This is a genomic window from Pseudomonas sp. NPDC077649, from assembly GCF_044542855.1.
In the GTDB taxonomy this organism is placed as follows: domain Bacteria; phylum Pseudomonadota; class Gammaproteobacteria; order Pseudomonadales; family Pseudomonadaceae; genus Aquipseudomonas.
The window spans coordinates 37,062-51,706 of the sequence record NZ_JBITVF010000008.1; the positions used below are offsets into that span (position 1 = coordinate 37,062).

The window sequence follows — 14,645 nt, forward strand, 5'->3', positions numbered from 1 at the left end:
TCCGATGCTCGAAACGCTCTGGCTGTGGTTCTGCCGTCTGTTCGGCCGGCTGCTGGCCCTGCTGCTCATCCTCGCCGGCCTCGCCTGGGCGCTGGGTGAACTCTATTACGCCTGGAAGTTCTCCGGCCCGGTCTCCAGCGAAGAACAGATTCCGCCGGACGAAGCGGCGCTGACCCGACTGATCATCGAAGACGCCGTGCGCATCGTCGAACAGCACCGCGACAACACCCGTGTGCTGCGCGATGCCCACGCCAAGGCACATGGCTGCGTCAAGGCCGAAGTGCAGGTGTTGGACGATCTGGACGAGAGCTTGCGTCATGGCGTATTCAGCGAACCGGGGCACACTTGGCAAGCCTGGATGCGCCTGTCCAACGGCAACGCCTACCCGCAGTTCGACCGCGCCCGCGATGCCCGCGGCATGGCCATCAAGCTGCTCGAGGTACCAGGCGAGAAGCTGATGAAAAGCCCTGCGCATGCCGGCGAACAGGACTTCGTGATGTTCAACCATCCGGTGTTCTTCGTGCGCGACGTGGCCGAATACCGAAGCAACTTCGCCGCCCAGGCCGACGGCAAGAAGGTGCTGGCCTTCCTGCCCAGCTGGGATCCGCGCAGCTGGGAAATCCGCCACCTGATCATCGCCCTGAAAACCCTGGCGCCGGCGCCGGAAAGCCCAGTGGCGACCACCTACAACTCCATCGCGCCGTTCAAGCTCGGCCCGCACAACATCAAGTACCGGGTGGTGCCGGCGCCACAGCACTGTCCACCCTACCAACTGCCGGAGCAGAACAGCGCCCTGCCCAACTTCCTGCGCAACGCGCTGTACCAGCAACTGTCGCTGGATCGCGCGCCGGCCTGCTTCGAACTGCAGGTGCAAAGGCAGAATCCGCAGTACTACATGCCCATCGAAGACACCAGCGTCGAGTGGGACGAAAAGATCGCGCCATTCGAAAGCGTGGCACGTATCAGCGTGCTGGCCCAGGACTTCGATAGTCGCGAACAGAATCTGTTCTGCGACAATTTGTCCTTCAATCCCTGGCATGCCCTGCCGGAACATCGGCCGATTGGCGGTATCAACCGTTTGCGCCAGGCGGTATATGAGGCGGTGAGCGCTTATCGCCATCAACGCAATGCTGCGCCCTGAGCCACAGGGCGCGTGGTTCCGGGCCTGCAGCCGGTAGAGCGAAACAGGAAAAAGGAACTTTCGCGGCAGGAAGTTGTAAAGGGCGCGACGTTGAAACTTCTTTACCGGACACTTTTGCGAACTGCGTTAAAACTTTTTTCGGTACCGTGTGACTTATAGGTCGACTGCGTTCATCAACAGCTTTGACAGGCCAACTCAATAAACCGCTGGCCGCCATTATTGCTGGGATCAACTCGGAGATACCGACCCCATGAACACCCCGCTGCGTTTTAACGAAGCCCTGCTGATTGCCGATCGCGCCTTCCGCCCGTTCCAGTGCGTGGCCTGGGCCCAGCAGGACGGCACCGGCGTCGTCAGCATCAGCGTCATCGACCGCACCAGCACCCGCCTGCTCGGTCGCACCCAGCTGTCCAGCGCCACCTACAGCGACCCGGAGCAACTGGCCGATGCCCTGCAGCGCTCCCGCGAGGAACTGCGTCGCCAAGGCTTCGACCTGGCGCCCTGGAGCATGCCGGAGTAAGCCCGTTCGGGGCGCCGCCCGGCGCCCCCTGAGTTTTGCTACCCCTTGGCAATATCTGTGGGCTTATTGTCCTTGTTGCCATGATCCTGCCGGCGCAGACTGCCTCCAATTCCCTAGGAGGCCCTCATGGATGCGCTCAGAACCATCGCCTGCCTGATCTACCCCGACGTCATGAGCCTGGACGTCAGCGGGCCGTTGCAGGTATTCGCCTCGGCCAACGTCGAACGCCAGCGCCAGGGCCTGCCGCCCTGCTACCGCATTCGCCTGCTGGCCGACGAGGCCGGCCCGGTGAGCACCTCCGCCGGTTTCCAGCTGGTGGCCGACGGCAGTTGGCGCCAGCTCGACGGCGCAACCCTGGATACCCTGCTGGTTCCCGGCGGCCTGGGCGAAAGCCGGCAATGCGTCAACGCGCCGCTGCTGGCCTGGCTGCGCGAGAACGAGCCGCGCGTGCGCCGGCTCGGTTCGGTTTGCTCCGGCGCACTGATCCTCGCCGCCGCCGGACTGCTCGACGGGCGCCGCGCCACCACCCACTGGGCCGACGTAGAGACCCTGCGTCAGGGCTATCCAGAGGTCGAGGTGCTGGGCGACTGCCTGCACACCTATGACCCGCACGACCTGGGCGGTGCCGCGCACCTCTTCACCTCCGCCGGGGTCACCGCCGGTATCGACCTGGCCCTGGCGCTGGTGGAGGCCGATCTGGGGCGGGCCATGGCCCTGGCGGTCGCTCGCCGCCTGGTGATGTTCCTGCGCCGGCCCGGAGGACAAGCACAGTTCAGCGCCCTGCTCAGCCCGGAGCCAAGCCGCGTGCCGCGCCTGGCGACCCTGCTCGAATGGATCCCCGCCCACCTCGGCGACGACCTGTCGCTCGAGGCGCTCGCCGCCCAGGCACGCATGACCCCGCGCACCCTGTCGCGGGTGTTCAGCCAGGAACTGGGCATGGGGCCGGGCCGCTACGTCGAGCGCGTCCGCCTGGAGGCCGCACGCAACCTGCTGCAGGACGCCCAGGCCTCGATCGCCACGGTGGCGCGCCTGACCGGCTTCGGTCATGCCGAGAACCTGCGGCGCAGCTTTCACAAACACCTGGCCGTCAGCCCGCAGGACTACCTGCAGCGCTTCGGCCAGCGCCAGGAGAACGTCCATGCTTGAACTGCGCCCCAATTGCGAATGCTGCGACCGCGACCTGCCAGCCGACAGCCTGGACGCACTGATCTGCTCCTTCGAATGCACCTTCTGCAGTGCCTGCAATGAGCGGGTTCTGCACGGCAGCTGCCCGAACTGTGGCGGCGAACTGGTCAGGCGACCGATCCGTCCAGCCGAAAAGCTGGAGCGTTTCCCGGCCTCCTGTCAGCGGGTGCTCAAGTCCGCCAACTGCGACTAGAAGCAAGACACCTCGAGACCCTAGCTGTTATCTGGAGCCAGCTGATGCTGCTGATACGTAACCCTTCGATCCGCATACTGTTTGCCGGCCAGGCACTGTATTGGTCCTGCTCGATGATCGGGATCACCCTGACCGCGCTGGTGGGGCTGCAACTGGCCCCCTTGAATGCCCTGGCGACCCTGCCACTGGGCTTGTGGATGCTGGGCAACTTGTTCGCCGTACAACCCTTGTCGCTGTTTATGCAGCGCCATGGTCGTCGCCCCGGCTTGCTGCTCGGCGCCGGTGCCGGCGTGGTGGGCGGTTTGCTCAGTGCACTGGGCGTCTGGCTGGCCGATTTCGCCCTGTTCTGCCTGGGTGCACTGCCCATTGGCGTCTATCAGGCGTCGGCGATGTACTACCGCTTTGCCGCGTTGGAGGCCGCCGAAGAGGCGCACAAGGGCCGCGCCAGTGCCTATGTGATTGGTGGTGGCGTACTGGCGGCCGTGCTGGTACCGAGTATGACGCTGTGGGCGCGCTCCGCCCTGAGCACGCCTTTTGTCGGTGCCTACCTGCTGATCGCGATCCTGGCAGCGCTCGCTGCGTTGCTGATGATGAAGCTACCGGAGGGCACTGCACCGCGCCGGGCCAAGGCTGGCCTCGGTGAGCTGAGACTGCTGCTGCGCCGCCCGGTGGTACGCGCGGCGATCGCCACCACGGCGATTGGCAATGGGCTGATGGTCTTGGTGATGAATGCTACGCCCTTGGCCATGAACCTTTGCGGATTTGGCCTGGCCAGCAGCGCCCAGGTGATTCAATGGCACATGCTCGGCATGTTCCTCCCGGCCTTTCTGGCGGGCCCCTTGGTGGATCGCCTCGGCAGCCGACGGGTAGCCGTGCTGGGCGGGGTGATACTGCTGGCAAGTGCCGCCATAGCCTTGGCCGGCCTGCAGCAGTTGCACTTTCTGCTCAGCTCGCTGCTGCTCGGACTGGGCTGGAACCTGATGCTGGTCGCCGGCACCACCCTGCTGGCCGAAGGCCACAGCGACACGGAACGTGGCCAGGCCCAGGGCTTGATGGAATTGCTCAACGGCCTGATGGCGGCCTGTGCCGCGTTCACCGCCGGCGCGCTGATCAGTGGCCTTGGCTGGGACGCGATCAACCTGATCATCCTGCCCCTGGTAGGCCTGGCCATGCTGATGTTGCTGCCGGCCAGGCGTTGCCTGCTGGAGGCCGCCGGCTAAGCCGATGCACCCAGCCAGGCAGCAAAAAGGCGACCCATGGGGTCGCCTTTTCATTTGACTCGCAACTGGGTGCCTCAGTAGTAGGCGTTTTCCCGGTTGCTGTGGTCGGTCACGTCGCGCACGCCCTTGAGTTCGGGAATGCGCTCGAGCAGGGTTTTCTCGATGCCTTCCTTGAGGGTGTAGTCGGCCTGACCGCAGCCCTGGCAGCCGCCGCCGAACTGCAGCACGGCGATGCCTTCGTCGACCACGTCGACCAGGGTCACCTGGCCGCCATGGCTGGCCAGGCCGGGGTTGATCTCGGTCTGCAGGTAATAGTTGATACGCTCGTTGAGCGGACTGTCCTCGTTGACCATCGGCACCTTGGCGTTCGGCGCCTTGATGGTCAGCTGGCCGCCCATGCGGTCGGTGGCGTAGTCGACCACGGCGTCTTCGAGGAAGGGCTCGCTGACCGCGTCGATCCAGGCGGTGAAGCTGGCCAGGCCGACGGCGGTGTCTTCAGGTTTCTGCTCACCCGGCTTGCAGTAGGCGATGCAGGTTTCCGCATAGGACGTGCCCGGCTGGGTGATGAACACGCGGATGCCGATGCCCGGCGTGTCCTGCTTGCTCAGCAACTCGGCCAGGTAGTCTTCGGCGGCTTGGGTAATGGTGATGGCGCTCATGGCAACTCCTCGCAAACATGGGCGCAGTGTACGCCAGTGCGTTGCGCGGTTAAAGCCCAAGCAAATTAGTAGGAATTAATTGCAGCTATGGCGACCGCCGGGATTGGTTGGTCGCCACAGGTGGGTGCCGAGCTGACGAAGCCCAAGCTACAGGTTCTGGTAGCGGTTCATGTCCAGCACGCCGGCCTCCAGCGGCTGGGTCTCGCGGATATGCTCGGCCAGGTCGTGGAAATAGCGCCAGAACTCGGGGTGGCTGCGGCGAATGCCCCAGCGTTCGACGATGCGCTCGAAGGCCTTGGCATCGGCGGCGCGCTCCATCTGCGCAACGAACGCGTCCATCTCCTCGGCCTTGAGGCTGAACAGGAAGTTCGGGTAGCTGCTCAGCACCTCCGGGTAGATGGTCAGACTGTCCAGGCGCGGCTGGTAACGCAGCTCTTCGCCGAGCATGAAGGCCACGTTGCTGTGCGCACGGTTGCGCAGCAGGCTGTAGACCTCGTGCGAGCCGTCGCTCAGCTCGACCCGCAACAGGGTCGCCTCCGGCAGCTGCTCGATCACCCGCAGGCCGCCGGCCGGGCGACTGGCCAGGCGCGCCAGCGCCTGCTCGGCGTGCTGCAGCTCCGCCGCCAGCCCCTCGCGGTAGCAGCGTGCGCCGGTGCAGCGGTTGATCGGGTCGGGCCGGGCATTGAGCTTGGCCAGGCGCTGCAGCAGTTGCTCGGCGAACTGGCGCTTGGGATCGCCGCCGTCCAGCGCCAGCGCGCTGGGCGTGCGGTGGTCGACCGCGGTGTAATCCAGCCACATCTTCAGCTTGCCGCTGTTCTGGTACCAGTCGTCCAGGTAGCCCTTGCGCGCCTGGGCCGGCAGCAGGCGGAGGAAGTTGACCTCGGCGCCGTTGCGGATCAGATCGAAGTACAGGCGGGTCTGCGCCTGGTGCGAGACGTTGCCGAACACGTCGAAATTGACCACCAACTGGTAGTAGGTGCGCTCCAGCAGCGGGTAGTCCATCCACCAGAGGGTCTGCGGGATCTCGCCGAGCAGCCCCTTGCGCACCGAGGCGCTGTCGTGCTGACGGAAGATCGACAGCAGCGCGTTGTCGTTGCCGCGCCAGATATGCGCCCAGTCGGCCGGCGGCGCGTCGGCGTAGGCGTCCTTGCGCAGGTTCTCGTAGTGGTTGCGCTTGTCCCGGTAATTGCGCCACAGCCCGGGCAGGTCGCCGATCTCGTCGAACTGCCCGGGCATCGCCAGCAGCGGCGTGGCCTGGGCACGATAGTCGGCATCGGTGATATAGAGGTCGTGCTGCGGGTCCTGGAACAGTGTCCAGAAGTTGTCGCGGATCACGTCGGTGGCGATCTGTCCGCGGCACACCGGGCCGCGAATAAAGGTGCGCACGAAGTACTCGGCGTTATCCAGCATGAACTGGTAGCGCGCCCGCGGCGGGATCGCGGCGAAGGTCTCGAAGGGGTTGGCGCGGCGCTGCGCGCCGTAGCCGGGCACCGCGTCCAGCGGCCAGTCCTCGGCGAAGAACAGTTCCTTGACCCGCGCCAGCTTGGCGCTGCTCAGCGGATAGGTGATGTGGGTCTTATGCACGATGACGCCCTGGATCGGCCACAGACGATAGTGGAACGCGGTGCCCGGGTCGTCGTTGGGCCGGCGCGTGGCAATCGGATCGATGGCCTGGCCGCTGGGCGTGCGCGAGCGCACCAGCTGGAAGAAATGCCCCGGCTCGCCGCCGTCGACATGCAGATGGGCGAGAAACAGGTGCTCGTAGAGCCAGCGCGACACCAAGTTCTGCCGCGCGCCGGGGGCGTTGAGGAAGGCCTCCCACTCGGCGATCTGCCGACGCTCGGTGGCGTTGGGGTACAGGGCCTGCTCGGCCACCGGCGCGCCCTGCTCCAGCCATTGCTGCAGGGTGGCGTACTCGGCGTCGCTCAGGCCGGCGACGGCGAAGGGCATGCCGCCGTGAGCATTTTTCTTGGCATAGGCGGCGAACTCGCCGGGCAGCGGGCAGCTGTTGCTGCGGTTGATGGAGATGTCCAGGGCCTCCGGCAGCTTGGCACCCGCTTCCAGCGGTTGGCTGTGCCCCAGTTCCAGCATGCGTTTGAGCAATGCGGCCTGGCCTTTCCCGTCGCCGAGCACCGAGTGGAAATCGCGCTGGCGCCAGGCGGCCTCGCCGCGGGCATCCAGGTACAGGCGCGAAGTGGCTTGCGCCTTGGTCCGCGTGCCGTCGTACACCGGCTGCTTGCTGGCGCCGCGCATCAGCCCTTCGCCGCTGCCCAGGTTGAGTTGGCAGGGCGCGTCGTAACAGGCGTGGCAGGCCACGCACTTGTGGGTGAGGATGGGCTGGACGTCGTTCGCGTAGGAAATCGGCTCGGCCCGCGCCAGACCGGCTGCGAAGGAAAGAACAAACAGGGCAGCGGGCTTGAGCATGGCAACTTCCTTGATGACGATAACGGCGATTCTAGCCAGATGTCGCCGCCTGCAACATGAGCGCAATTCATGCAAAAGGCGCAGGCACTCCAGAACCCTGCAGCTTTGCTATCATCGCGCACCTTTGTTCCCGCTTTGCTCAGGTAGTTCCCATGTCCGATCGCAGCGCCCGCCTCCACGCCCTCCAGCAAGCCCTGAAGGAGCGCATCCTGATCCTCGACGGCGGCATGGGCACCATGATCCAGAGCTACAAGCTGGACGAGGCCGACTATCGCGGCGAGCGCTTCGCCGACTGGCCGAGCGACGTCAAGGGCAACAACGACCTGCTGCTGCTGTCGCGCCCGGACGTGATCCAGGCCATCGAGAAGGCCTACCTGGATGCCGGCGCCGACATCCTGGAAACCAATACCTTCAACGCCACCCAGGTGTCCCAGGCCGACTACGGCATGGAGGCGCTGGTCTACGAGCTGAACGTCGAAGGCGCGCGCCTGGCCCGTGAAGTGGCCGATGCCAAGACCCTGGAAACCCCGGACAGGCCGCGCTTCGTCGCCGGCGTCCTCGGCCCGACCAGCCGCACCTGCTCGATCTCCCCCGACGTCAACGATCCCGGCTACCGCAACGTCAGTTTCGACGAGCTGGTGGAGAACTACACCGAGGCCACCCGCGGCCTGATCGAGGGCGGCGCCGACCTGATCCTGATCGAGACCATCTTCGACACCCTCAACGCCAAGGCGGCCATCTTCGCCGTGCAGGGCGTGTTCGAGGAACTCGGCATCGAGCTGCCGATCATGATTTCCGGCACCATCACCGACGCTTCCGGCCGCACCCTGTCCGGCCAGACCACCGAGGCCTTCTGGAACTCGGTGGCGCACGCCAAGCCGATTTCCGTGGGCCTGAACTGCGCCCTCGGCGCCGCCGACCTGCGCCCCTACCTGGAAGAGCTGTCGAACAAGGCCGGCACCCATGTCTCGGCTCACCCCAACGCCGGCCTGCCCAACGCCTTCGGCGAGTACGACGAGACCCCGGCGGAAATGGCCGCGGTGGTCGAGGAGTTCGCCGCCAGCGGCTTCCTCAACATCATCGGCGGCTGCTGCGGCACCACTCCGGCGCATATCCAGGCCATCGCCGAGGCCGTGGCCAAGTACCCGCCGCGGGCGATCCCGGAGATTCCGCGCGCCTGCCGCCTGTCGGGCCTGGAGCCCTTCACCATCGACCGCAATTCGCTGTTCGTGAACGTCGGCGAGCGCACCAACATCACCGGCTCGGCCAAGTTCGCCCGACTGATCCGCGAGGAAAACTACACCGAAGCGCTGGAAGTGGCGCTGCAGCAGGTGGAAGCCGGCGCCCAGGTGATCGACATCAACATGGACGAGGGCATGCTCGACTCCAAGGCGGCGATGGTGAAGTTCCTCAACCTGATCGCCGGCGAGCCGGACATCTCGCGCGTGCCGATCATGATCGACTCCTCCAAGTGGGAGGTGATCGAGGCCGGCCTGAAATGCATCCAGGGCAAGGGCATCGTCAACTCCATCTCGATGAAGGAAGGCGTCGAGCAGTTCAAGCACCACGCCAAGCTGTGCAAGCGCTACGGCGCCGCCGTGGTGGTGATGGCCTTCGACGAGGTCGGCCAGGCCGACACCGCCGCGCGCAAGAAGGAAATCTGCAAGCGGTCCTACGACATCCTGGTCAACGAAGTGGACTTCCCGCCGGAAGACATCATCTTCGACCCGAACATCTTCGCCGTGGCCACCGGTATCGAGGAGCACAACAACTACGCGGTCGACTTTATCGAGGCCTGCGCCTATATCCGCGACGAGTTGCCGTACGCCCTGAGTTCCGGCGGCGTGTCCAACGTGTCGTTCTCCTTCCGTGGCAACAACCCGGTGCGTGAGGCGATTCACTCGGTGTTCCTCTACTACGCGATCCAGAACGGCCTGACCATGGGCATCGTCAACGCCGGCCAGCTGGAAATCTACGACGAGATACCCAAGGAGCTGCGCGACGCGGTCGAGGACGTGGTGCTCAACCGCCACGACGGCGCCACCGAGGCGCTGCTGGCCATCGCCGACAAGTACAAGGGCGACGGCGCCGCCAAGGAAGTGGAAAACGAGGAATGGCGCTCGCTGCCGGTGAACAAGCGCCTGGAACACGCGCTGGTCAAGGGCATCACCGCTTTTATCGTCGAGGACACCGAAGAGTGCCGCCAGCAGTGCGCGCGCCCCATCGAGGTGATCGAAGGCCCGCTGATGAGCGGCATGAACCTGGTCGGCGACCTGTTCGGCTCGGGCAAGATGTTCCTGCCCCAGGTGGTCAAGTCCGCGCGGGTGATGAAGCAGGCGGTGGCGCACCTGATCCCCTTTATCGAAGCCGAGAAAGGCGACAAACCCGAGGCCAAGGGCAAGATCCTCATGGCCACCGTGAAGGGCGACGTGCACGACATCGGCAAGAATATCGTCGGCGTCGTTCTGGGCTGTAACGGCTACGACATCGTCGACCTGGGCGTGATGGTGCCGGCGGAGAAGATCCTGCAGACGGCGATTGCCGAGAAATGCGACATCATCGGCCTGTCCGGCCTGATCACCCCCTCGCTGGACGAGATGGTCCACGTGGCCAAGGAAATGCAGCGCCAGGGCTTCACGCTGCCGCTGATGATCGGCGGCGCCACCACCTCCAAGGCGCACACCGCGGTGAAGATCGACCCGCAGTACAGCAACGACGCGGTGGTCTACGTCACCGACGCCTCGCGCGCCGTCGGCGTGGCCACCCAGCTGCTGTCCAAGGAGCTCAAGGCCGACTTCGTGCAGAAAACCCGCGAGGAATACGTGGTGGTGCGCGAGCGCACCTCGGCGCGCGCCTCGCGCACCGAACGCCTGAGCTATGCCGACGCCATCGCCAACAAGCCGCAGTTCGACTGGGCCGGCTACAACGCGCCCAAGCCGAGCTTCATAGGCGCGCAGGTGCTGGAGGATATCGACCTGGCCACCCTGGCCGAGTACATCGACTGGACGCCCTTCTTCATCTCCTGGGACCTGGCCGGCAAGTACCCGCGCATCCTCACCGACGAGGTAGTCGGCGAAGCCGCCAGCGCGCTGTTCGCCGACGCCCAGGCCATGCTGAAGAAGCTGATCGACGAGAAGCTGATCAAGGCCCGCGCGGTGTTCGGCTTCTGGCCGGCCAATCAGGTGGCGCACGACGATATCGAACTGCGCGACGCCCAGGGCAAGCCCATCGCCCTGCTCCACCACCTGCGCCAGCAGAGCATCAAGGCGGACGGCAAGCCGAACCTGTCGCTGGCCGACTTCGTCGCGCCCAAGGAGAGCGGCAAGACCGACTATGTCGGCGGCTTTATCACCACCGCCGGCATCGGCGCCGAGGAAGTGGCCAAGGCCTACGAGGCCAAGGGCGACGACTACAACAGCATCATGGTCAAGGCGCTGGCCGACCGCCTGGCCGAGGCCTGCGCCGAGTGGCTGCACGAACGTGTGCGCAAGGAGTACTGGGGCTATGCCGCCGACGAGCAGCTGGCCAACGAGGACCTGATCAAGGAGCAGTACAAGGGCATCCGCCCCGCTCCCGGCTACCCGGCCTGCCCGGACCATAGCGAAAAGGCCACTTTGTTTAGGCTGCTCGACCCCGAGGCCGGCTACAACCAGGCCGGGCGCAGCGGCGTGTTCCTTACCGAGCACTACGCCATGTTCCCGGCGGCCGCGGTGTCCGGCTGGTACTTCGCCCACCCCGAGGCGCAGTACTTCGCCGTCGGCAAGGTGGACCAGGACCAGGTCGAGAGCTACAGCAAGCGCAAGGGCCAGGACATCGCCGTCAGCGAGCGCTGGCTGATGCCGAATCTGGGCTACGACGGCTGACGCGGGCTCGCGTTGCGTAGGGTGGGCAACGCTCTGTTCGCCCACCGCTGCCTGGCCAATCGAAAACGCCTTGCGCGCTTTCCGGACTATGCCCGAGCGCCGTCAGACCCTGCTGCGCACGATCTTGATCGAGTACTCCATCTGCGGCTTGCGCGTCACGCTGACGGCACGGCGGCTCACGGTATCCAGGGTGATGTTCCAGAAACCGCTGCTCGGCACGCGGATCTTCGCCGGGAACTTGATAAAGGCGCCGCCGTGGTAGCTGTGCCGGCCACGGTTCTTGAAGGCGCGGAAGTTGGCGTCGTTCATCAGGCGGATGTTGCAGGGCTGCGAACACTCGATGACCACCAGGTCGCCCTCGTTCAGCTGTTCGCGTTGATGGATGAATTTCATGCGTGCTTCCGGTTGGATCGGGGGCGCGACGATAGCACGAGCGCGCGCCGCGGGCAGCGCCGAGACGACGGGGCGCGCCTGCCCAAGCGCTGCTAGGCTGATTTCAGCCACCGCGCCGGAGCGCGCGGCAAGCACCTTCGGCAAACGCAGCACGTCGCCTCTCGCAGGAGCCCGCCCATGAAGATATCCAGCTTCCTTGCCCCCTTTCTCGTCGCCGGCCTGCTACACGGCGGTTATCGCCAGGCCGAGGAGCAGCTCGGCGGCGAGCATGACCGCAGCGAATCCTTCGAACCGGGCAAGCCCGGCGGCGCGGTGCTCGAAACCGAAGAGGTACACGCCAAGGTCAGCGCCATCGATACCGCCACGCGCAGCTTTACCCTCACCGACGAGCAGGGGCACAGCCGCACCCTGCAGGCGCCGCCGGAGATGCGCAACTTCGAGCAGCTCAGGGTCGGCGACCAGGTGCGCGCGATGATCGGCCTGGAACGCATCGTCCAGCTGCGCGAGCCGGGCGATACCAGCGAAGACGGCGCCGCCGGCATCCTAGCTACCGCACCGGAGGGGGGCAAGCCGGGCCTGCTGATGGCCGAGACACTGGAAATCACCGCGGTGATCAAGGCCATGGACAGCACCCAGCGTACCGCCACGTTGCAGTTTGCCGACGGCAGCCAGCGTACCGTCAAGGTGCGCCCCGACGTCGAGATGAAACCCGAGTACCTGGGCCGCGAGCTGGTGCTGCGCATGACCTCGGCGGTGGCCGTCAGCGTCGAGGCGCAGTGATAGCTGACGGCTGAATGGGCAGGCGAGGCCGTAGCGCTGGCGCCCCGCGGCAACGGCCGTTAGCGCGGCGCAGTCACGGCCCGGGCTGGACACCCTGGGGAGCGGGCCCTAGCATGCGCGGCCACGCCGTCGTACAGCGCCGCCATGAAAATCCTGCTAGACCGCATCCCCACCCTGCTCGCCTGGGTCCGCCGCTACCCCGGCCTGGTCGCCGCCTTCGGCTTCTGCTCGGGCTTGGCCAGCTTCCTGCTGGTCGAGCGCCAGGCCAATCTGGCCAAGGTGCTCGGCGTGGTGCTGCTGGCCAGCTGGTTGTGGCTGATGCTGGAAAACCTACTGCGCGAGCACATCGCCCGGCGTTTCGGCTTCGAGCTGCCGATCCCGCTGCTGCGCTACGCGACGCAGATGATCCACCAGGAAAGCCTGTTCTTCGTCCTGCCGTTCTTCTTCATCACCACCACCTGGAATAGCGGCCAGTTGCTGTTCAGCGGCCTGCTCGCCGTCGCCGCGCTGATATCCATTACCGATCCGCTCTACTACCGCTGGCTGGCGGCCCGGCGCTGGCTGTTGCTGATGTTTCACAGCCTGGCGCTGTTCGCGGTGATGCTGACCGCGCTGCCGATCATCTTCCACCTCAGCACCCCGCAGAGCTACCGCGTCGCCCTGGTCCTGACCACGCTACTGACGCTGCCGAGCCTGCCCGGGCTGATCGGCTTCGTCGGCTGGCGCCGCGCCGTGGCCCTGGCCGCGCTGCCGCTGATCCTCGGCGCCGGCGGCTGGCTGGCACGCACCTGGGTGCCACCGGCCACGCTCTGGCTGAACGAGGTGGCGGTGACCGCCGAGTTCGACGGCGCGCAGCGCTCGCCGGGGCGCTCGATCGAACGCATCAGCCCGGCCCAGCTGAGCGCCGGCGGGCTCTACGCCTACACCGCGATCAACGCGCCGCGCGGGCTGAACGAACGCATCTACCACGTCTGGCGCCACGACGGCCGCGAGGTCGACCGCATCGCCCTGGATATCCAGGGCGGGCGCAAGGAGGGCTACCGCGCCTGGAGCCACAAGCAGAACTTCCCCGCCGAGGCCCAGGGCCGCTGGCAGGTGCAGGTGCTTACCGAGGCCGGGCAGCTGATCGGCGTGCTGCGCTTCGACGTGGCCGACGCCCCCGGCACCTGATAGCATCCGCGCCCCATGCAGCTCGCCGATCTCACTCAACGCCTCGCCGCCCTTGGCGCCAAACCCCAGCACATCGGGCGGATCACCCGTGCCTGGCTGCAGGGCAAGGCGCTGGACACCGGCACCAAGCACCAGAAGACCGAGAACTTCCTGCCGCTGTCCGTACGCCAGGGCCTGCCGGCGCTTGCCGCCGACCTCGATAAGCTGGCCCGGCTGCGCTCCGAGCATCCCGGCGCCGACGGCTCGGCGCGCCTGCTGGTGGAGCTGGCCGACCAGCAGATGGTGGAAAGCGTGCTGCTGCCGCGCGATGGCCTGTGCATTTCCAGCCAGGTCGGCTGTGCGGTGGGCTGCGTGTTCTGCATGACCGGCAAGAGCGGCCTGCTGCGCCAGCTCAGTAGCGCCGAGATGGTCGCCCAGGTCGCCCTCGGCCGGCGCTTTCGCCCGGTGAAGAAGGTGGTGTTCATGGGCATGGGCGAGCCGGCGCACAACCTCGACAACGTGCTCGAGGCCATCGACCTGCTCGGCACCGAGGGCGGCATCGGCCACAAGAACCTGGTGTTTTCCACGGTGGGCGATCCGCGGGTGTTCGAGCGTCTGCCGCAGCAACGCGTGCGCCCTGCCCTGGCGCTGTCGCTGCACACCACCGACGCCGAGCTGCGTCAGCGCCTGCTGCCCAAGGCGCCGCGCATCGATCCCGAGCAGTTGGTGGAACTGGGCGAGGCCTACGCCCGCTGCATCGACTACCCGATCCAGTACCAGTGGACCCTGCTCAAGGGCATCAACGACAGCCAGGAGGAAATGGACAACATCCTGCGCCTGTTCAAGGGCAAGTTCGCCGTGCTCAACCTGATTCCCTACAACAGCCTGGAAGCCGACGACTACCAGCGCCCGGACGGCGAGCGCATCGTGCAGATGGTGCGCTACTTGCACAGCCGCGGCGTGCTGACCAAGGTGCGCAACTCGGCCGGCCAGGATATCGACGGCGGCTGCGGCCAGCTGCGCGCCCGCGCCAGCGAGCTGATCCCGCTGCGCCGGGTTCGCTGACCCCGCCCGCAGGGTGGCGCCGGGCCGCCTAGGCCGCGTGCACCAGCAATCGA

The 14,645-nt window shown here is 66.2% G+C and carries 12 protein-coding genes; 9 read left to right on the forward strand and 3 right to left on the reverse strand.

The window, feature by feature from the left end; all coding sequences use genetic code 11:
* Window positions 1-4 precede the first annotated feature (4 nt).
* The 5 genes from ACIGFL_RS20805 (at window position 5) to ACIGFL_RS20825 (ending at window position 4,259) form a co-directional block, all read left to right on the forward strand.
* Window positions 5-1,141, forward strand: coding sequence for a catalase family protein (locus tag ACIGFL_RS20805; protein ID WP_397498421.1), 1,137 nt, complete (start codon window positions 5-7; stop codon window positions 1,139-1,141).
* A 250-nt stretch (window positions 1,142-1,391) separates the two neighbouring features.
* The gene (locus ACIGFL_RS20810) at window positions 1,392-1,661 is read left to right on the forward strand and encodes a hypothetical protein (protein ID WP_397498422.1); all 270 of its coding nucleotides are present in this window, start codon (window positions 1,392-1,394) and stop codon (window positions 1,659-1,661) included.
* 126 nt (window positions 1,662-1,787) lie between these two features.
* A complete protein-coding gene (locus ACIGFL_RS20815) occupies window positions 1,788-2,807 on the forward strand; it encodes a GlxA family transcriptional regulator (RefSeq protein ID WP_397498423.1) in 1,020 nt (339 codons plus the stop codon).
* Window positions 2,800-3,039 (forward strand): DUF1272 domain-containing protein, encoded by a 240-nt coding sequence (locus ACIGFL_RS20820; RefSeq protein ID WP_397498424.1) that lies wholly within the window; start codon window positions 2,800-2,802, stop codon window positions 3,037-3,039. The genes ACIGFL_RS20815 and ACIGFL_RS20820 overlap by 8 nt, the downstream gene beginning before the upstream one ends.
* 47 nt (window positions 3,040-3,086) lie before the next feature.
* The gene (locus tag ACIGFL_RS20825; protein ID WP_397498518.1) at window positions 3,087-4,259 is read left to right on the forward strand and encodes an MFS transporter; all 1,173 of its coding nucleotides are present in this window, start codon (window positions 3,087-3,089) and stop codon (window positions 4,257-4,259) included.
* 74 nt (window positions 4,260-4,333) lie between these two features.
* On the opposite strand, the gene nfuA is transcribed toward ACIGFL_RS20825, so the two are convergent.
* A complete protein-coding gene (gene nfuA, locus ACIGFL_RS20830) occupies window positions 4,334-4,918 on the reverse strand; it encodes a Fe-S biogenesis protein NfuA (RefSeq protein ID WP_021443630.1) in 585 nt (194 codons plus the stop codon).
* A gap of 147 nt (window positions 4,919-5,065) precedes the next feature.
* A complete protein-coding gene (locus ACIGFL_RS20835) occupies window positions 5,066-7,342 on the reverse strand; it encodes a fatty acid cis/trans isomerase (protein WP_397498425.1) in 2,277 nt (758 codons plus the stop codon).
* A 152-nt stretch (window positions 7,343-7,494) separates the two neighbouring features.
* On the opposite strand from ACIGFL_RS20835, the gene metH reads away from it, so the two are divergent.
* Window positions 7,495-11,205 carry a methionine synthase gene (gene metH / locus ACIGFL_RS20840; protein WP_397498426.1) on the forward strand — a complete coding sequence of 1,237 codons (3,711 nt, stop codon included), beginning with the start codon at window positions 7,495-7,497 and terminating at the stop codon, window positions 11,203-11,205.
* Window positions 11,206-11,307: 102 nt separating this feature from the next.
* Here metH and ACIGFL_RS20845 read toward each other — a convergent pair whose 3' ends face one another.
* Window positions 11,308-11,598 carry a DUF1883 domain-containing protein gene (locus ACIGFL_RS20845; RefSeq protein ID WP_122107959.1) on the reverse strand — a complete coding sequence of 97 codons (291 nt, stop codon included), beginning with the start codon at window positions 11,596-11,598 and terminating at the stop codon, window positions 11,308-11,310.
* Window positions 11,599-11,775: 177 nt separating this feature from the next.
* Between ACIGFL_RS20845 and ACIGFL_RS20850 the strand changes: the two genes are divergently transcribed.
* The 3 genes from ACIGFL_RS20850 (at window position 11,776) to ACIGFL_RS20860 (ending at window position 14,592) form a co-directional block, all read left to right on the forward strand.
* Window positions 11,776-12,378, forward strand: coding sequence for a hypothetical protein (locus ACIGFL_RS20850; RefSeq protein ID WP_397498427.1), 603 nt, complete (start codon window positions 11,776-11,778; stop codon window positions 12,376-12,378).
* 144 nt (window positions 12,379-12,522) lie between these two features.
* Window positions 12,523-13,548 (forward strand): DUF5924 family protein, encoded by a 1,026-nt coding sequence (locus tag ACIGFL_RS20855; RefSeq protein ID WP_397498428.1) that lies wholly within the window; start codon window positions 12,523-12,525, stop codon window positions 13,546-13,548.
* Between the two features lie 15 nt (window positions 13,549-13,563).
* On the forward strand, window positions 13,564-14,592 hold the full coding sequence (locus ACIGFL_RS20860) for an RNA methyltransferase (protein ID WP_397498429.1): 1,029 nt from the start codon (window positions 13,564-13,566) through the stop codon (window positions 14,590-14,592).
* The last annotated feature ends 53 nt before the right edge of the window (window positions 14,593-14,645 follow it).